The organism is Aureimonas sp. AU12, assembly GCF_001463705.1.
Taxonomy (GTDB): domain Bacteria; phylum Pseudomonadota; class Alphaproteobacteria; order Rhizobiales; family Rhizobiaceae; genus Aureimonas.
The window spans coordinates 126,696-145,259 of sequence record NZ_BBWH01000001.1; the positions used below are offsets into that span (position 1 = coordinate 126,696).

The 18,564-nt window shown below is 65.6% G+C and carries 17 protein-coding genes; 8 read left to right on the top strand and 9 right to left on the bottom strand.

Translation table 11 applies throughout. The features are described from left to right. Positions 1-54: 54 nt before the first annotated feature. From AUL33_RS00670 to AUL33_RS00685, 4 genes are all read left to right on the top strand, one after another. Complete coding sequence (locus AUL33_RS00670; RefSeq protein WP_062202616.1) at positions 55-1,719, top strand: peptide ABC transporter substrate-binding protein; 1,665 nt, start codon at positions 55-57, stop codon at positions 1,717-1,719. 111 nt (positions 1,720-1,830) lie between these two features. After that, the gene (locus AUL33_RS00675; protein ID WP_062202618.1) at positions 1,831-2,781 is read left to right on the top strand and encodes an ABC transporter permease; all 951 of its coding nucleotides are present in this window, start codon (positions 1,831-1,833) and stop codon (positions 2,779-2,781) included. A 10-nt stretch (positions 2,782-2,791) separates the two neighbouring features. Beyond that, positions 2,792-3,679, top strand: a complete 888-nt coding sequence (locus tag AUL33_RS00680; RefSeq protein WP_062202621.1) for an ABC transporter permease — start codon at positions 2,792-2,794, stop codon at positions 3,677-3,679. A gap of 13 nt (positions 3,680-3,692) precedes the next feature. Beyond that, positions 3,693-5,015: an FAD-binding oxidoreductase gene (locus tag AUL33_RS00685; protein WP_062202623.1), complete on the top strand. Its 1,323-nt coding sequence runs from the start codon at positions 3,693-3,695 to the stop codon at positions 5,013-5,015. A 27-nt stretch (positions 5,016-5,042) separates the two neighbouring features. On the opposite strand, the gene cueR is transcribed toward AUL33_RS00685, so the two are convergent. Together cueR and AUL33_RS00695 are read right to left on the bottom strand one after the other, a co-directional pair. Beyond that, positions 5,043-5,486 carry a Cu(I)-responsive transcriptional regulator gene (gene cueR / locus AUL33_RS00690; protein WP_062202624.1) on the bottom strand — a complete coding sequence of 148 codons (444 nt, stop codon included), beginning with the start codon at positions 5,484-5,486 and terminating at the stop codon, positions 5,043-5,045. Between the two features lie 87 nt (positions 5,487-5,573). Further along, positions 5,574-8,069, bottom strand: a complete 2,496-nt coding sequence (locus AUL33_RS00695) for a heavy metal translocating P-type ATPase (protein WP_082652226.1) — start codon at positions 8,067-8,069, stop codon at positions 5,574-5,576. Positions 8,070-8,368: 299 nt separating this feature from the next. On the opposite strand from AUL33_RS00695, the gene AUL33_RS00700 reads away from it, so the two are divergent. Beyond that, complete coding sequence (locus AUL33_RS00700) at positions 8,369-8,791, top strand: DUF4864 domain-containing protein (protein ID WP_082652227.1); 423 nt, start codon at positions 8,369-8,371, stop codon at positions 8,789-8,791. A gap of 9 nt (positions 8,792-8,800) precedes the next feature. Here AUL33_RS00700 and tgt read toward each other — a convergent pair whose 3' ends face one another. The 5 genes from tgt to coaD all read right to left on the bottom strand — a co-directional run bounded on the left by tgt (position 8,801) and on the right by coaD (position 12,688). Next, the gene (gene tgt, locus AUL33_RS00705) at positions 8,801-9,940 is read right to left on the bottom strand and encodes a tRNA guanosine(34) transglycosylase Tgt (protein ID WP_062202628.1); all 1,140 of its coding nucleotides are present in this window, start codon (positions 9,938-9,940) and stop codon (positions 8,801-8,803) included. Next, positions 9,937-11,031, bottom strand: a complete 1,095-nt coding sequence (gene queA / locus AUL33_RS00710) for a tRNA preQ1(34) S-adenosylmethionine ribosyltransferase-isomerase QueA (RefSeq protein ID WP_062202630.1) — start codon at positions 11,029-11,031, stop codon at positions 9,937-9,939. The genes tgt and queA overlap by 4 nt, the downstream gene beginning before the upstream one ends. A gap of 13 nt (positions 11,032-11,044) precedes the next feature. Continuing rightward, a complete protein-coding gene (locus AUL33_RS00715) occupies positions 11,045-11,515 on the bottom strand; it encodes a peptidylprolyl isomerase (RefSeq protein WP_062202631.1) in 471 nt (156 codons plus the stop codon). A gap of 106 nt (positions 11,516-11,621) precedes the next feature. Continuing rightward, on the bottom strand, positions 11,622-12,176 hold the full coding sequence (locus AUL33_RS00720) for a peptidylprolyl isomerase (RefSeq protein WP_062202633.1): 555 nt from the start codon (positions 12,174-12,176) through the stop codon (positions 11,622-11,624). Between the two features lie 20 nt (positions 12,177-12,196). After that, entirely contained in the window at positions 12,197-12,688 is a 492-nt protein-coding gene (gene coaD / locus AUL33_RS00725) for a pantetheine-phosphate adenylyltransferase (protein ID WP_062202635.1), read from the bottom strand. A 199-nt stretch (positions 12,689-12,887) separates the two neighbouring features. Between coaD and AUL33_RS22910 the strand changes: the two genes are divergently transcribed. After that, positions 12,888-13,016, top strand: coding sequence for a hypothetical protein (locus tag AUL33_RS22910; RefSeq protein WP_280137790.1), 129 nt, complete (start codon positions 12,888-12,890; stop codon positions 13,014-13,016). Between the two features lie 105 nt (positions 13,017-13,121). Here AUL33_RS22910 and gyrA read toward each other — a convergent pair whose 3' ends face one another. Then, the gene (gene gyrA, locus AUL33_RS00730; protein ID WP_082652228.1) at positions 13,122-15,881 is read right to left on the bottom strand and encodes a DNA gyrase subunit A; all 2,760 of its coding nucleotides are present in this window, start codon (positions 15,879-15,881) and stop codon (positions 13,122-13,124) included. Positions 15,882-16,167: 286 nt separating this feature from the next. Here gyrA and AUL33_RS00735 point away from each other — a divergent pair, with 286 nt between their 5' ends. Both AUL33_RS00735 and AUL33_RS00740 read left to right on the top strand, forming a co-directional pair. After that, positions 16,168-16,806, top strand: a complete 639-nt coding sequence (locus tag AUL33_RS00735; RefSeq protein WP_062202638.1) for a MarC family protein — start codon at positions 16,168-16,170, stop codon at positions 16,804-16,806. Positions 16,807-16,875: 69 nt separating this feature from the next. Continuing rightward, positions 16,876-17,856: a cation diffusion facilitator family transporter gene (locus AUL33_RS00740; RefSeq protein WP_062202640.1), complete on the top strand. Its 981-nt coding sequence runs from the start codon at positions 16,876-16,878 to the stop codon at positions 17,854-17,856. Positions 17,857-17,919: 63 nt separating this feature from the next. Here the strand turns inward: AUL33_RS00740 and ssb are convergent, their stop codons facing one another. Continuing rightward, positions 17,920-18,483 (bottom strand): single-stranded DNA-binding protein, encoded by a 564-nt coding sequence (gene ssb / locus AUL33_RS00745; RefSeq protein ID WP_062202642.1) that lies wholly within the window; start codon positions 18,481-18,483, stop codon positions 17,920-17,922. Between the last annotated feature and the right edge of the window lie 81 nt (positions 18,484-18,564).

Consider the following 18,564-nt stretch of genomic DNA (forward strand, 5'->3'; position numbering starts at 1 on the left):
GGTGCCGGCCCCCGCGTGCAGCACAGTCCCCTTCCTCGACGACAGGAGTACGCCATGAGCAGCAGCGATCGCACACCCTTCCGCCCCAACCGGCGGCAGGCGCTGACCCTGATGGGCCTCAGCGCCTCCGGCCTCGTGATCTCCGGCCTGCCGCGGTTCGGATCCGCCAGCGCGCAGACGCCGGCCGCGCCGAAGGGCCAGACCGTCATTGGGTTCAGCCAGGAGCCGACCGTCTTCAACCCGCATCTCCTCCATATCGAGGTGGACGAGGGCGTCCATTTCGCGGTCTTCGATCCCCTCTTCGGCGTCGATCCCGCAGGCAAGTTCTATCCCGGCCTCGCCGCCGAGGTGCCGACGGTCGAGAACGGCGGCATTTCCGCCGACGGGCTGCAATGGAAGGTGAAGCTGCGCGAGGGTGTCACCTGGCACGACGGCAAGCCCTTCACCGCCGAGGACGTCAAGTTCACGATCGAACTGCTCGTCGATCCCGACTTCCGCTCCTGGCGGCGCGGCGGCCACGATCTGGTGCGCGATCTCACCGTGGTCTCGCCGACCGAGATCACCTGGCGCATGGACAAGCCCTACGCGCCCTACCCGTCCATTCTGGCGTCCACCTTCATCGTGCCCAAGCACGCCTTCGACGGCGTCGCCGACAAGAACGCCGCGCCCTTCAACAACGCACCGATCGGCACCGGCCCGTTCAAGTGGGTCAACCGGGTCGCCGGCGACCATATCGAGCTGGCGGCCAACACCGACTATTTCGGCGACGGTCCCTATCTCGAGCGCTTCATCTTCAAGTACATTCCGGACCTCAACGTCCTTTACACGCAGTTCAAGTCCGGCGACATCGACGTCGTCGGCCTGCAGTGGATCACGCCGGATCACTACGAGGAAGCCAAGGCCCTCGACGGTAAGGACATTCTCCTTCTGCCCCGCGGCACGGTCGAGTCCGTGACGTTCAACATGGAGAAGCCGCAGTTCAAGGATCTGGCGGTGCGTCAGGCGCTCTACCACGCGCTCGACAAGCAGACGATCATCGACGCGCTCTACTACGGCCTGCCTAAGCCCACCGAGAGCTACACGCCGGCGCAGTCCTTCTACTTCAATCCCGATCTCCCAAAGCACGAATACGATCTCGACAAGGCGAAGGCCCTGCTCGACGAGGCCGGCTGGGTGCCGGGCGCCGATGGCATTCGCGCCAAGGACGGGGTGCGCCTCTCCTTCTCGAACTCCACCACCTCCGGGAACCATCTGCGCGAGCAGGTTCAGCAGTTCATGCAGCAGTCCTTCGGCGAAATCGGTGTCGAGATGACGATCTCGAACCTGCCGCCGGCGGTGATGTGGGGCGAATACTGGATGATGTCGCAGTTCGACACGGTGGTCGTCGGGCTCGACTTCCTCACCGGCCCCGACCCGGACACGTCCGACTACTTCATGTCGACCTCGATCGGCGCCAAGGGCGGCGCCGGTCAGAACTGCTGGCAATATGCCAGCCCCGAAGTCGACAAGCTGCTGACGGACGGCGGCAAGGTCTTCGTGCCGGACGAGCGCAAGGCCGTCTATCTCAAGCTGCAGGAACAGGTCCGCCACGACCTGCCCTTCCTGCCGATGTTCCAGTACGTCTCGGTCGGCGGCTACAAGACGGGCGCCGCGGGCTACGTCCCGAACGTCAACGTGCGCATCGACACCTGGAACGTGAACACCTGGGCCTGGGCCTGACGCATTCGTCGGGGCGGCTCCTGCCGCCCCGCGTCGCGCGTCCCCGCCTCGACCCACGCCTCGCGCCCGGAGCGCTCCGCTCCCGGCCCCGTTCGAAGGGATCGGCTTGCCATGGCTCGATATCTCGCCGGCCGCCTCGGCCAGAGCCTCGTGCTCCTCTTTCTCGTGTCGCTCATCGGCTATTGCGTTCTCCTGCTCGCGCCGGGCGGCCCGATGTCGCAATTCTCGCTGACGCCGGGCATCTCGAAGGCGGAGCTCGACAAGATCGCCGCGCAGATGGGCCTCGATCGCCCGATCCTCGTCCAGTACGCGGACTGGCTCTGGCGCCTGGTCCGCGGCGACTGGGGCACCTCGTTCCGCGATGGACGCCCCGTCTTGGCGATCATTGGCGGCCATCTGCCCGCGACGCTGCTCCTGATGGGCACCTCGACGGCGATCGCCATCGGGCTCGGCACGTTCATCGGCATTCGCGGCGCGGTGAAGCGCTACTCGATCTTCGACTATGCCGCGACGGTCGGCGCTATGGTCGCCCTGTCGGTGCCCACCTTCTGGTTCGGCCTCATCGCCATCTACGTCTTCTCGCTGAAGCTCGGCTGGTTTCCGGCCGGCAACATGTACACGATCGGCGACGCCTCCTTCCTCGACTACGCCTGGCATCTCGTGCTGCCGGCGCTGGTGCTCGCCCTGGTCGATGTCGCGATCTGGAGCCGCTACATGCGCACCGCGACACTCGACGTCATCAATCAGGACTTCGTGCGCACGGCGCGCGCCAAGGGGCTGACCTCGCGCCGGGTGCTCCTGAAGCACGTCGTCGGCAACGCCCTCCTGCCGATGATCACGCTCGCCGGCCTGCAGGTGCCCGCCATCCTCGGCGGCGCGCTCGTCACCGAAACGGTGTTCACCTGGCCGGGCATGGGCCGCCTGTTCCTCGATAGCCTCGGCTACAACGACTATCCCGTTGTGATGGGCCTCCTGATGTTCTCGGCGGTGATGGTGCTGATCGGCAATCTGCTGGCCGATCTCCTCACCGCCTTCGTCGACCCCCGCATCCGACTGGCCTGAGGAGACGGCGATGACCGCGATCACCCCGACCGTGCCGATCCGGCGGAGCGGCACCCTTCGCGACAACCGCACGCTTCGGCGCTTCCTGCGCCATCGGCTCGCGGTGGTGGGGCTCGCCATCATCGTCGTCCTGACGCTCGCCTGCGTCGTAGGGCCTTGGCTCCTGCCCTTCGACCAGCTGCATATCGACCTTCGCGCGCGCTTCGCACCGCCGCTGACCGGCGCCCACATCTTCGGCACAGATCCTCTGGGCCGCGACATCGCCGCGCGCCTGTTCATGGCGGGGCGCATCTCGCTCCTCGTCGGCGTCTGCGCGATGATCGTGTCGATCGCCATCGGCGGCACGATCGGCATCGTGGCGGGCTATCGCGGCGGGCGCCTCGGCACCGTGCTGATGCGCGTCGTCGACGCCTTCCTCGCCTTTCCCTCGATCTTCCTGCTGCTGGCGCTCGCCTCCTTCATCAAGCCGAGCCCGATCATGATCACGCTGATCATCGCGGTGACGAGCTGGATGGAGATCGCGCGCATCGTCGAGGCCGAGGTGCGGTCGCTGCGCGAGCGCGATTTCGTCCTCGCAGCGCGGATGCTCGGCCTCTCCAACGGCTGGATCATGTTCCGCGAGATCCTGCCGAACGTCGCCGGGCCGATCATCGTCGCGGCGACGCTGACGATCGCCCGCGCCATCCTTCTCGAAGCCTATGTCTCGTTCCTCGGCTACGGCATCCAGCCGCCGTTGCCATCCTGGGGCAACATGCTGAACGGTGCCCAGCAATATCTGGCCTCCGCGCCATGGCTCGCCATCGTGCCGGGCGTCGCCATCACGCTCGCCGTCACCGGCTTCAATTTCGTCGGCGACGGCCTGCGCGACGCGCTCGACGCCCGCAGCGACAACGGCTGAGGGGTCCCCGCCCATGCCCCGTTTTTCGCCCTTCGACGCCACCCTCTGGTACGCCACCGCCGAGCCCGCACCGCATACCGAACCGCTCGACGGCGACGTGCAAGCCGATGTCTGCATCGTCGGCGCCGGATATACCGGCCTCACCACGGCGCTTGACCTGGCGCGGGCGGGCGTCCGTGTCACGGTGCTGGAAGCGCAGGAGGCGGGCTTCGGCGGCTCGGGCCGCAATGCCGGCCATTGCACGCCGACCTTCACCCATTACGATCTTCCGGCGCTGCGCCGCATGCTCGGTGAGCCTTGGGCCGAGCGTCTGATCCAGCGCCAGACGCGCGCCAACGACCGCGTCGGCGCGATGATCCGCGACTACCAGATCTCGTGCGAGTGGTTGCAGAACGGCTATGTGATGGGGGCGCTGCACCCCAAGGCGCTGGACGCCGCGAAAGCCAAGGTCGACCAGTACAATGCGGTGGGCGCGAAGACGCGGCTGCTCGGCCGCGACGAGGTGGAGGCGGTGACCGGCTCGCCGCGCTTCCTCGGCGGCTGGTTCCATTCCGAGGCAGGCCATCTCAATCCGCTCGGATACGCCCGTGGCCTCGCGCGCGCCGCGATGCAGGAAGGCGTCACGCTGCACACCGCCTCGGCTGTCACCAGGGCGACGCCGCAGGGTGGGCGCTGGCGGATCGAGACCGCCACCGGCAGCGTCACGGCCGAGAAGGTCATCTTCGCAAGCGGCGCCTACACGGTCGGAGGCTGGCCGAAGCTCGACCGGACCTTCCGCATCCTGCGCGTCTTCGTGGCGGCGACGCAGCCGCTGTCGGACGAGACCCGCCGCACCGTGCTGCCGGAGAACACGACGATCCACGACGGGCGCGGCGACATCTACGTCTACAAGTACGACGCCGCCGGGCGCATCGTCGCCTCGATGTTCCCGATGGGCCGGCGTGGGCGCGACATCGCCTACACGAAGCAGGTCATGAGCGACCGCCTGAAATGGCTGCACCCGCAAATCCGCGAGGAGATCCGCTGGGACTATTTCTGGTTCGGCGAACTCGACATGCAGGTGAAGACCGTGCCGCGCCTCTATGCGCTGGCGCCGGGCGCAGTGGCGCTCACCGGCCTGTCCGGTCGGGGCGTTCCCACCGGCTCGATGCTGGGTGGCATTCTCGCCGAATGGGCGCTCGGGGTGCCAGACGCCGACCTGTCGCTCCGCCTCGAACCCTTGCGCGCCGCGCCCTTCTACATGCGCTTCGGCCCGCAACTCTCGCTGCGGACTCACCGCACCCTCGACAATCTCGCCGCGCGCCGGGCCGGTATGGCGCTTCCGCCGCACGCCTGACGCCGCCTCATGGGTGGCGTCTCGCTGTCAGAGCGTATTCAACCGGCTTGGAATCGGCACCTTCATGTCAGCGCTCTGGCCTTTGCTGGAGGCGAGATCGCGCAGGATGGGGCAGTCCGGCCGGTCGTTGCCATGACAGCAGGATTCGAGATCCTTCAAGGTATCGAGCATGGCTTGAAGCTCCGCGACGCGCCGCTCCAGATCCTCGACATGCGAGCGGACGATCCGCTTGACCTCGCGGCTCGGTCGGTCCCGATCCTGCCAGAGGGCCAGCAGCGCCGAAATCCCGTCCATCGTGAAGCCGAGATTGCGCGCCCGCCGGATGAAGCCGAGCGTGTGGATGTCGCTCTGCGTATAGGTCCGATACCCGGCCGGTGAGCGGCCGGCGGACGGGATGAGCTTCGTCGCCTCGTAATAGCGGATCATCTTGGCCGAGACGCCCGAGGCCTTCGCGGCTTCGCCGATGTTCATCTTGCCGTTCTCCTGCGTGATATCAGGTGCGTCATCGGTCTTTCAGGCCGCAGTCGGTGACGCGGCCTCTACGCCCGACCTGCCGCTTCAATCGGTAGAGGGCACGCGAAAGCTGCGAAGCCGCAGGGCGTTGGCGAGCACGAAGACGCTGGACAGCGCCATCGCGCCCGCTGCAAAGACCGGCGATAGCAGCGTGCCGTTCAGCGGATACAGGATTCCGGCAGCCACCGGCACCAGTGCAATATTGTAGGCGAACGCCCAGAACAGGTTCTGGCTGATGTTGCGGATCGTGGCGCGCGATAGCGCGATCGCGTCCGGTACGCCGGTCAGGGCACCGCTCATCAGCACGACATCGGCGGCCTCGATGGCGATGTCGGTTCCCGTACCGATCGCGAGCCCGATATCGGCCGATGCCAGCGCCGGCGCGTCGTTGATGCCGTCGCCCACGAAGGCCACCGCGCCGTAAGTCGCCCGCAGACGCTCGATCGCGGCGACCTTGCCGTCCGGCATGACCTCCGCCACCACCTCGTCGATCCCCAGCCGCCGGGCGATCGCCTCCGCCGTGCGACGGTTGTCGCCGGTAACCATCGCGACCTTCAGGCCAAGCGCATGAAGTGCTGCGATGGCAGCCGGGGTCGTCTCCTTCACGGGATCGGACACCGCGATGAGCGCGGCCAGCCGACCGTCGATCGCTGCGTAAAGGAGTGACCTGGCGTCGCCTGCCAGCCGAGCCGCCGCCTCGGCAAAGGTGGAAACGTCGAGCCTCATGTGCTGCATCAGGCGATCGGACCCGACCGCGACACGGCGCTCGCCAGCCAACGCCTCGATGCCGAGGCCGGCCGTCGTCTTGAAACCGGACACCGACGGAAGAAGCAGCCCCTCGGCTTCCGCCGCGTCGACGATCGCGCGGCCGATCGGATGCTCCGATCGCGTCTCGACTGCCGCGATCAACGCCAGCACATCGTCGCGCTCGAAGCCGGGCGCGGTGACGAAGTCGGTCAGGACGGGGCGACCCACGGTGAGCGTGCCCGTCTTGTCGAGCGCAACGACCCGCGCGTCTTTAAGGCGCTGCAATGCCTCGCCCTTGCGAAACAGGATACCCGTTTCCGCCGCGCGGCCCGTACCGACCATGATCGAAGTCGGCGTCGCCAGTCCCATGGCGCAGGGGCAGGCGATGATGAGGACGGCGACGGCATTGACGAGGGCGAGGCCCAGCGATGGCGTCGGGCCGAACACCATCCAGACGACGAACGTCAGGGCGGCTGCGGCCATCACCGCCGGCACGAACCAGAGCGTCACGCGGTCCACGAGCGCCTGGATCGGCAGCTTGCCGCCCTGAGCATCTTCGACCAGGCGAATGATGCGGGCCAGAACCGCGGCGTCACCAACATCGCCGGCACGAACCGTCAGCGACCCCGAACCGTTCACGGTTCCGCCAACGACGGTGGAGCCGGCGCGTTTCGACACCGGCACGGGCTCGCCGGTGATCATCGCCTCGTCGACGAAGCTGGCGCCGTCCGTCACCTCGCCATCGACGGCGACGCTTTCGCCGGGTCTCACCAAGACGATATCGCCGCGCGCAACGTCCGAGATCGGTACCGACGTGGCTCTTCCGTCGCGCAGGACGGTCGCCATGTGCGGGCGCAGGCGCACCAGCCGCTGAATCGCCTGCGAGGTGCGACCTCTCGCCCGAGCCTCGAGCGTGCGACCGAGCAGCACGAGGGCGATGATGACCACCGCAGCCTCGTAATAGACATACGCCGTGCCGTCCGGCAGGACGCTCGGGACGAATGTCGCTACGACGGAGTAGAGGTAGGCTGCGCCGGTGCCGAGCGCGACGAGCGAGTTCATATCCGGCGCGCCGCGAAGAAGCGCCGGAACGCCTTTGGCGAAGAAGCGGCGGCCGGGGCCGACCAAAGCCAGCGTCGCGAGGGCGAATTGCGCGGTCCAACTCGTCTGCGTCGAGACGATGTGGACGGGCGCGAACCCGAGCATCAGCCCAAGATGCGACCCCATTTCAAGGACGAAGACCGGCAGGGCCAAGGCGATCGCGACCGCAAGCGAGCGCCTGAGGTCGGCCTCCTCAGCCGCCCGGCGCATCGCCGCGTCGTCGCTGGTGGCGGCACCATCCACCACGACCCGAGCTCCGTAACCGGCATCGGTCGCCGCAGCGACAAGCGCCTGCGTGCTCGATCCGCGCACCGTCACCACCCAAGCGCGGCCCGTCGCGAGGTTCACGTTCGCCTCCCTGACGCCGGGCACGGCCGACAGCGCCTGCTCGACCCGCCCAGTGCAAGAGGCGCAACTCATCTCGTCCACCGCAAGGGTCACGGTCTCGTTGGGAACGTCGTAACCCGCATCCTCGATGGCCGCGATCAGCGCGGCCAACTCCGTCGGTCGCGTCAGATGGATGTCGGCTCGTTCCGTCGCGAGATTGACGTTGGCCTCGCGCACGCCCGGCACCGCAGCCAGCGCACTCTCGACGCGCCCGACACAAGAGGCACAGGACATGCCTGCGATGGGAAGCCTGACCGTCGGGGATGAGATGGGTGGCTCGGGAAACGACGAGGCGGCGAGTGACATGAGGCGCTCACGACTAACAGGATCTGCAACTTCGACGTTGCTCACCCTTCTCATATGGGGCTTCCCATGATGGGAGGGTCAAGGAGCTTCCAAACGCTTGGTGCACCGTCGGCTTCCACAACGGCTCCCCATGGTTCCTCGCAGTTCCTTGACGGGACTGCGTGACGAACGCTGCGTAAGACTCAAATTGGTGGACCCGCGACGTTTTGGCACGCGGAGAGGTTCATCCGGTCGCCGGACTTGCCGAACGGCGGATTGCGCCCGATCCTTGAGAAACGATCATTCGAAGGAGCCCCCGCATGCGCAGCGTTCTCCTCAGCACCGTTTTCGTCATCGGTCTCGCATCGCTCGCCCCGCTTCAGTCCGCATATGCAGACGATGCATCGGACGCGCGTAGCGCGATCAGCGGCCAGCTCGACGCGTTCAAGGCGGCCGACGGCGCGGGTGCCTATGGCTACGCCGCGCCGAACATTCGGCAGATCTTTCCGAACCCGGACATTTTCATGACGATGGTGGAGCGAGGCTATCCGCCGGTCTACCAGTCGAGCAACGTCACCTTCGGCGCCATGAAGCCGGAAGGTGCGGGGCTGCGGCAGGAGGTGTTCCTGTCGGACAAGGCGGGACAGAGTTGGATCGCCAGCTACACACTGGAGCGTCAGCCGGACGGCACGTTGAAGATCTCAGGCTGCCAGATCCGCAAGGGCAACGACGTCGGGGCCTGACGACCGAGGTTAAGCCGCTTTCCTCGCCGCCTCGCCCCTGTCCCATCGGTCGGTGGTCTCAGCTGCGAAGTCGGCGAAGCGGCCGGCCTCGATGGCACGTCGCATGCCGTCCATGAGCGACTGATAGTAGGCGAGGTTGTTCCAGGTCAGCAGCATGCCCGCCAAGGCCTCATCGGATCGGACGAGATGGTGGAGATAGGCGCGTGAATAGTCGCGCGTTGCCGGACAATTCGAGGCCTCGTCCAGCGGCCGCGTGTCTTCGCCATGCCGGGCATTCTTCAGGTTGACCCGGCCATCGGCCGTGAATGCCAGTCCATGGCGCCCCGCTCGGGTCGGCATAACGCAATCGAACATGTCGATGCCGCGTGCCACCGATTGCAGGATGTCATCGGGCGTACCGACGCCCATCAGGTACCGCGGTTTCTCGACCGGAAGGGACGGCAGGGTCTCGTTCAGCGTTTCGAGCATCACCGCTTGTGGCTCGCCCACGGCCAAGCCGCCCACCGCGTAGCCTTTCAGGTCCATCGCCGTCAGCCGTTCGGCCGAACGAATGCGCAGGTCCGGCTTGTCGCCGCCCTGCACGATGCCGAACATCGCCTTGCCCGGCTGCGTGCCGAACGCCTTCGCCGAGCGTTCCGCCCAACGCAACGAAAGCTCCATGGCCCGCTCGATCTCGGGATACTCGGCCGGCAGGCGGATGCACTCGTCGAGCTGCATCTGGATGTCGCTGTCGAGGAGGCCCTGGATCTCGATCGACCGCTCCGGCGTCAGCTCGTGGACCGAGCCGTCGATGTGCGAGCGGAAGGTGACGCCGGCCTCGCTCATCTTGCGCAGATTGGCGAGCGACATGATCTGGAAGCCGCCGGAATCGGTGAGGATCGGATAGGGCCAGCGCGCGAACTCATGCAGCCCACCGAGCCGCCCGACGCGCTCGGCACCCGGTCGCAGCATCAGGTGGTAGGTGTTGCCGAGGATGATGTCGGAGCCGAGATCCCGCACCTGGTCGAGATACATCGCCTTGACCGTGCCGGCCGTACCCACCGGCATGAAGGCAGGCGTGCGGACGGTGCCGCGCGGCATTGAAATCTCGCCGCGACGCGCCTTGCCATCCTGCGCCAGAAGGCGAAACCCGAACTCGGCAGCGGTCATGTCTCGATGTCCATTCGTTCCAGCAGCGACGCGTCGCCGTAGGAATAGAAACGATAGCCCGAAGCGATCGCATGATCGTAGGCGGCCTTCATCCGCTCCAACCCGCAAAAGGCGGAAACAAGCATGAAGAGTGTCGAACGCGGCAGATGGAAATTCGTCATCAGCGCGTCGACGGCACGAAAGCGATAGCCAGGGGTGATGAAAATGCTCGTCGGCGCCTGGAACGGCCGCAATGTCCCGTCTTCGTCCGCCGCGCTCTCAAGCAGCCGCAGCGACGTCGTGCCCACCGCGACGATGCGTCGGCCCTCGCGCTTGGCCGTATTCAGTCGTGCGGCGACGCGCTCGTCGAGGAGACCGATCTCGGCATGCATGCGATGGGCCGCGGTGTCATCGGCCTTCACCGGGAGGAAGGTTCCCGCCCCGACATGCAGCGTCAGATACTCGCTCGCGATCCCAGCCGCTTCCAGCCGCCCGCTCAGTTCCGGCGTAAAATGCAGCCCGGCCGTCGGCGCAGCGACGGCGCCATCGTGACGGGCATAGATCGTCTGATAGTCGGCGCGATCCTGATCGTCCTCGGGCCGCTTCGACGCGATGTAAGGGGGCAACGGCAAGTGACCGACGAGGGCAATGCCGACATCGAGATCGGCGCCCGACCGATCGAAGCGCAGGACCACCTCTCCGCCTTCGCCCTTCTCGGCGACGACGGCCGAGAGCGGAGGGTTCTCGTCCGCTTGACCAACGCCGAACTCGATGCGATCGCCCATGCGAACACGTTTGGCGGGCCGAACGAAGCTACGCCAGGAATCAGGGGTCTCGCGAAGGTGAAGCGTCGCCTCGATGGCTGCGACACCTTCTCCGTCGCGTTGTCCTTCGCGGCGGCGCAGACCGTCGAGCCGCGCGGGAATGACCTTCGTGTCGTTGAAGACGAGCACGTCGCCTTTTCGAAGAAGCGATGGCAGGTCGTCGACCCGGCGGTCGGACACGGATCCGTCCGCCGGGAGATGGAGAAGACGCGCCGCTTCCCGCGGAACGGCCGGACGCAAGGCGATCCGGTCTTCGGGAAGCTCGAAGTCGAAGAGATCGACCTTCACGCGTCAGCTATCCTTAGATGTCAGCGGCGACGCGCAGGGTGGTGATCGCGTCGGGATCGCGAACCGGCTCGCCCTTCTTGATCTGATCGACGACGTCCATGCCCTCGATCACTTCACCCCAGACGGAGTACTGCTTGTCGAGCCAGGGAGCCCGCTCGAAGCAGATGAAGAACTGCGAGTTCGCCGAGTTCGGGTTTGCCGTGCGTGCGGCCGAAACCGTGCCGCGCTTGTGCGACTCGGACGAAAACTCGGCCTTTAGGTCCGGCTTGTCTGAGCCGCCGGTGCCGGTCCCCGTCGGGTCGCCGGTCTGGGCCATGAAGCCATCGATCACGCGGTGGAACACCACGCCATCGTAGAACTTCTCGCGCGCCAGCTCCTTGACGCGGGCGACGTGGCCGGGGGCCAGGTCAGGGCGAAGCTTGATGACGACACGGCCCTTGGTGGTCTCGAGGACGAGCGTGTCTTCCGGGTTCTCGAAGGTCATGGCCTTCCTCCTGGTCTGCAAACGACGGATGGCCCGGGGCTACCGGGCCATCCTGATGGGTGGTCAATGGCCGATCGCCCCTGTGGTTGCAAGGGCGGCAGAGCGCTTACTTGGCGTCGGACGCCATCTTCACGGCGACCATCTTGTCGGGGTTCTCGACCTGACCGTTGTCGGACTCGCTGCCCTTCTTGATCTTGTCGACCACGTCCATGCCCTTCGTGACCTGACCGACCACGGTGTACTGGCCGTTCAGGAAGTCGCCATCGGCCAGCATGATGAAGAACTGCGAATTGGCGGAATCGGGGCTGGACGAGCGTGCCATGCCGACGGTTCCGCGCTTGAACGGCTCCTTCGAGAACTCAGCCTTGAGGTCGGGACGCTCCGAACCACCGGTGCCGGTGCCCGTCGGATCGCCGGTCTGCGCCATGAAGCCGTCGATCACTCGGTGGAACACGACGCCGTTGTAGAAGCCTTCCTTCGCCAGCGCCTCGATCTGTTCGACATGCTTCGGCGCAAGGTCGGGGCGCAGCGCCACGTCGATCTCGCCCTTGTCGGTGGTGATGACCATCGTGTTGGCAGGGCTCGCGGTCTGCGCGAACGCCGCCGGAACCGCGGCCGACGCCATCATCGCCGACAGACCCAAGATCGCGAACAGCTTCATCCAAGTCACTCCCGGGCGGCTCAGGGCCGCCCCAATCTGGTTTTCAGGGCTTGCGCGACAACGTCCGGCACGAAGCTCGATACGTCGCCGCCCATCTGCGCGATCTGGCGGACCAATGTGGCGGTAATGGGCCTCACCGCCGGGGATGCCGGCAGGAACACCGTGGCGATCTCCGGCGCCATCGCGCCGTTCATGCCACTCATCTGCATCTCGTAGTCGAAGTCGGTCGCGTCGCGTAGGCCACGAACGAGCGCCGACACACCTTGGCGACGCGCCTCGTCGATCACCAGATCCGAGAAGAACGAGACGCGCACGCGTCCTCTCCCCTCGACGCATCGCAGCACCAGATCGGCGCGCTCCTCAGCCGAAAACAGAGGGGTTTTGCCAGGGTGGATGCCGATGGCGACGACGATCTCGTCGAACAGCCGCAGGGCGCCCGTCAGGACGTCGAGATGGCCATTTGTCGGCGGGTCGAACGAGCCGGCATAGAGAGCTGTGCGGAGCGTTGTCATCGGAGTAACCAAGATTCGACGAGGCAATCAGGCACGGCGGGGCCGAAGCCTCCCGTTAAAACTTCAGCGATCCTTCGGCCGCAGACTGCAAGTCGGGACGCAACAGAGACAATCAGCATCACTGAACATCGTCTCCACCGAGGCCTGGAACGAAATGGCTTAACGTTCCGTTGATGCAGCACAAACCGGAGAGTTTCCCATGCTCGTCTTCGCTCTCGCCCTCACCATGATGGCATCTCTTGTCACGGCGACTGCCATCGCCATTCACGGCGAAGCCGAGAAGTCGCGAGCCAAGGTTATGGCGCGCTCGAACCGGATCATGCGCTGACCCGACCACAACGAGCGGTCGGAAACTGATTTTCCAGTCCCTAAAGTAACGGGCTGTTGCTAACGCAGCGATACGGGTACAGACCACCGCGTTCGCCATTCTCCATTACTCACCAGTCGACGGTTCATCCGGTCCGCTCACGTCATCGGCGTCCTCGTCCATCTCGGGTAGAGCGTCGCCTCCTTGATCGGGAATACGCTCGACTGACACAACCCGTTCTCCGTCCGCCGTGTTGAAAATCGTCACGCCCTTCGTCGCACGTCCGGCAATTCGAATCCCACCGACGGGAACGCGAATCATCTGTCCGCGATCCGAGATCAGCAGGATCTGGTCACCCTCTTCCACCGGGAAGCCGGCGACGAGCTGGCCGATATCGGCGGCTCGCGAAATGTCGGTCGCGCGAATGCCCTTGCCGCCGCGTCCGCTGGTGCGGAAGTCGTAGGAAGAGGAGCGCTTGCCGAAGCCATACTCGCTCAGCGTCAGCACGAACTCTTCACGCGCACCGAGATAGGCGTAACGCTCGAGGTCGAGCGAAACGCTTTCCTGCGTCTCCTCTTCGATGTCCTCCGAGGTTTCTCCCTCGGCAGTGCGACGCTTGCGGAGATAGTCGGCACGTTCCGCCGGCGTCGCATCGACATGGCGCAGAATCGCCATCGAGATCAGCCGGTCACCCTCGCCAAGCGCCATGCCGCGGACGCCGATCGAGTTGCGTCCCGCGAAGACGCGGACATCGGTTGTCTGGAAGCGGATGCAAAGGCCGGACGAGGCCACGAGCAAGACGTCGTCGTCTTCGGAGCAGGTGGCGACGGCGAGAATCTCGTCCTCCGCCTCTTCCAGCTTCATCGCGATCTTGCCGTTTCGGTTCACCTGCGTGAAATCCGACAGCTTGTTGCGGCGGACCGTACCCTTGGTCGTCGCGAACATGACGTTCAGTTCGGCCGCTGCCGCCTCGTCGTTGGGGAGCGGCAGGATCGACGTGATCCGCTCGCCCTTCTCCAACGGCAGCAGGTTGACCAGCGCCTTGCCGCGCGACTGCGGCGTTGCCAACGGCAGGCGCCAGACCTTCTCCTTGTAGACGATGCCACGCGAGGAGAAGAAGAGAACGGGCGTGTGCGTGTTGGCGACGAAGAGGCGAGTGACCGAGTCCTCCTCGCCCTTCAGCGCCATGCCGGAGCGGCCTTTGCCGCCGCGCCGCTGCGAGCGGTAGGTCGTCAGCGGAACACGCTTGATGTAGCCGCCGTGGCTGACGGTCACGACCATTTCTTCGCGTGGGATCAGGTCCTCGTCGTCGAGATCCGCGGCGCCTTCGAGAAGCTCGGTCCGGCGCGGCGTCGCGAACTCCTCGCGGACCGCGGCGAGCTCTTCCTTGATGATCTCCCGCACGCGCACGCGTGACGAGAGGATCTCCAGATACTCGCGGATTTCCTCGCCGATCTTGTTCAGCTCATCGCCGATCTCGTCGCGGCCGAGGGCCGTCAGGCGCTGGAGACGCAGGTCGAGAATGGCGCGCGCCTGAACCTCTGACAGCCGGTAGGTGCCGGCGTCGCTGATCCGATGCCGGGGATCGTCGATGAGGCGGATGAGCGGGGCGACGTCCTTGGCCTCCCACTCGCGCTCCATCAGCTGCTCGCGCGCCGTCGACGGATCGGGCGCGTGGCGAATGAGCTTGATGATCTCGTCGATATTGGCAACGGCAATGGCCAGACCGACCAGCACGTGCGCCCGCTCGCGCGCCTTGCGCAGCAGGTATTTCGTGCGACGTTGAACAACCTCCTCGCGGAACGAGACGAACGCCGACAGCATGTCGAGCAGCGTCATCTGCTCCGGCTTGCCGCCGTTCAGGGCCACCATGTTGGCGCCGAAGGTCGTCTGCAGCGGCGTGAAGCGATAGAGCTGGTTCAGCACGACATCGGCCGAGGCGTCACGCTTCAACTCGATGACGACGCGATAGCCCTCGCGATCGCTCTCGTCGCGAATGTCCGAGATGCCTTCGATCCGCTTTTCGCGGACCAGATCGGCCATCTTCTCGATCATGGTCGCCTTGTTGACCTGATACGGCACTTCCGTGATCGCGATCAGCTCGCGGTCGCCGCGCATCGGTTCGATCGCGGCGCGGCCGCGCATCAGGATCGAACCGCGTCCCGTCGCATAGGCCGACTGGATTCCCGCCCGGCCGATGACGATCGCGCCGGTCGGGAAGTCCGGACCGGGAATGATCTCCATCAGCTCTTCGAGCGGCAGAGCGGGGTTGTCGATCAGCGCGACGCATCCGTCGATCAACTCGCCGAGATTGTGCGGCGGAATGTTCGTGGCCATGCCGACGGCGATGCCGCCCGAGCCGTTGAGGAGAAGGTTCGGAACGCGCGCCGGGAGCACGACCGGCTCCATCTCGCGCCCGTCATAGTTCTCCTGGAAGTCGACCGTTTCCTTGTCGATGTCGGCCAGGATGGCGTCCGACACCTTTTCGAGCCGGCATTCGGTGTATCGCATGGCCGCAGGCGGATCGCCGTCGATCGAGCCGAAATTGCCCTGCCCGTCGATGAGCGGCGCGCGCAACGAGAAGTCCTGTGCCATGCGCACGAGGGCGTCGTAGATCGACGCATCGCCGTGGGGGTGGAACTTACCCATCACCTCGCCGACGACGCCGGCGGACTTGCGGAACGATTTGTTCCACACAAGACCCATCTCGTGCATGGCGAACAGGACGCGCCGGTGAACCGGCTTCAGCCCGTCGCGCACATCGGGCAGCGCACGGCTGACGATGACGCTCATGGCGTAGTCGAGATACGACCGCTGCATCTCTTCGATGATCGAGACGGGCTCGATACCGCTCGAACGCTCGGGCGGCGTGGGGTCTTGGGTCATGTCGGACAATCAGGCAATCCCGGTCTTCGCTGTTCCCGTTATAGCAAGTCGAAGGCAACGAACGCAAATTTGCCTGACGATAAAACGCATGCAAAATCAACGCACTGGAAGAAATACAACGAAAGCTTGGAAGGTCGCCGGCTCTTCCACGTGTCGAAATGCCGCCCGATCGACTTTGCAGCGGTCTGTTTCTCTGCGACGGAGCGTGAGAATCGGCTCGCGGCGAGCCGCATGGGTCGTCGCTCCAGCGAGACGATCGGAGGATGGAGAGGCACCGGAACTCGCGATGATCGAAACTTTGCTCAACGGGTTCGTGACGCTCTTCGTCATCATCGACCCGCTCGGCCTCGCGCCGCTGTTCCTTGGTTTGACCCCCGGCCTGTCGATGCATGATCGTCGGCAGCTCGCGTTGAAGGCCTGCCTGATCGCCTTCGGCATCCTGACGGCGTTCGGTCTGTTCGGGGTGGCAGTTCTGCAGGGCCTCGGCATCTCGCTCGGTGCCTTTCGCGTTGCCGGCGGCCTCTTCCTGTTCTGGATCGCCTTCGAACTCGTCTTCGAGAAGCGCAAGACGCGCAAGGAGAAGGACGCTCAGACAGCGATGAGCGAGCATGAGGCGTCGGAGATCGCCGCCGTTCCTCTGGCGATCCCGTTGATGGCCGGCCCGGGTGCCATCTCCGCCGTGATTCTTTTGTCCGGTGACCTGCCCGGCGTCGCGGGTCAAACGAGCCTCGTCGCTGTCATCGCAGCCGTCATCGTCGCGACCTATGCGATGCTGTCGATCGCCAACCGGTTCGATCGCCTCATCGGGCAGACCGGACGGGCCGTCGTGACCCGTCTTCTCGGTGTGCTTCTCGCGGCACTGGCCGTGCAATTCGTGGCGGACGGCATCAGCGCACTCGTCCAGCAATCGGGTCTCGCCCTGTAGCCCTGATGTTCCGCTTTCCCGGTTCCGCCCTACCTCACGAACTCGTGTAGGCACGGCAGGAGACGAGGGATGAGCGAAAGCACCGCGGAAGACGGCAGCCGCAAGACAGTTGTCGCGGCCATCGGCGCCAACCTGGCGATTGCCGCGACGAAGTTCGCCGCCGCCTTCTTCACGGGCTCCGCCAGCATGCTGGCGGAAGGCATCCATTCGCTGGTCGACACGACGAACGAGGGCTTCCTGCTCCTCGGCATCCATCGCTCGAAACGTCCGGCCGATGCGATGCATCCGTTCGGCTATGGCACCGAGCTCTACTTCTGGGCCTTCATCATCGCGATCCTGATCTTTGCGCTGGGGTCCGGCTTCTCTCTCTACGATGGCATCGGCAAGCTGGTCGAAGGGACGGGCGAACCCATCGAAAAGCCCGCAGTCGCGCTCGGCGTGCTAGCGCTCTCCTTCATCTTCGAGGGTTACTCTTGGCGCATCGCCTTCGGCGAGTTCCAGAAACTGCGCGGCGGACGCGGGATCATCCAGGATTTTCGTGACCTGAAGGATCCGTCGATCTTCATCGTCCTTTGCGAGGACAGCGCTGCCTTGGTCGGCATCCTCATCGCCGCGGCCGGTATCGGACTGGCCCTGATCACCGGCAATCCGCTGTTCGACGCCGCCGGCTCGGTCGTCATCGGCCTTCTGCTGGCCGCAACCGCCTGGGTTCTGGCGGTCGAGGTCAAGGGCCTGCTGATCGGCGAAGCGGCCTCACCGGCGATCGTCGAAGCCGTTCGTGAAGGTGTCGGCCGTCGGCCGGAAATTGCCGGCGTCAACGAGATCCGCACGCTTCACCGCGGACCGAACGACGTCCTCCTGACGATGAGCGTCGATTTCGAAGACGACATCCTGTCTCAGGATATCGAGGCCGCCGTCAGTGAGATCGAGGAGCGCATTCGCACGCGCTTCCCGATCGTGCGACGCATCTACATCGAGGTCCAGTCGAAGGCGGGCCACCGCTCGGCGTCGCGACATCTCGATGTCGCGATGTCCGGCGAGTCCGCCTGACGAGCGACGATCGCCGACCGCGACACATCGCGGCCGGCGATCGCTTCGCAGATTCCATCGTAATCAGAACGGGATTTCGTCGTCCATGTCGTTTGAGGGACGACCGCCGCCACCGCCGCCACCGAAGCCGCCGCCGCTGCCGCCACCACCACCGGATCGCGAGCCACCCCCGCCACCGCCGGAGCGTCCGCCGCCGCCGCCGCGGTCGTAACCGCCGCCGCCGCCACTGCCACCGCCGCCTTCGAAGCCGCCGCCGTTGCCACCGCCCTCGCCGCCGCGTGCGCCGAGCATCTGCAGCTCGCCGCGGAAGCGCTGAAGCACGACCTCGGTCGCATACTTCTTCTGACCCGACTGGTCGTCCCACGAGCGCGTCTGCAACTGGCCCTCGATGTAAACCGTCGAGCCCTTTTTTAGATACTGCTCGGCCACCTTCACGAGATTCTCGTTGAAGATGACGACGTTATGCCACTCGGTCTTTTCCTTGCGCTCGCCCGACGCCTTGTCGCGCCAGCTTTCCGACGTCGCGATACGCAGGTTGACGACGGAGTCGCCCGAGTTGAGGCGGCGGATTTCCGGGTCGGCTCCGAGATTGCCGACGAGGATCACCTTGTTCACGCTGCCTGCCATGGTCGTCTCCGTTCGAACTCTTTTCTCGCGCGGACCCTATGCCGCGCCCCTCGCTTCGTGAAGCGCCAAACCGCGGATGTC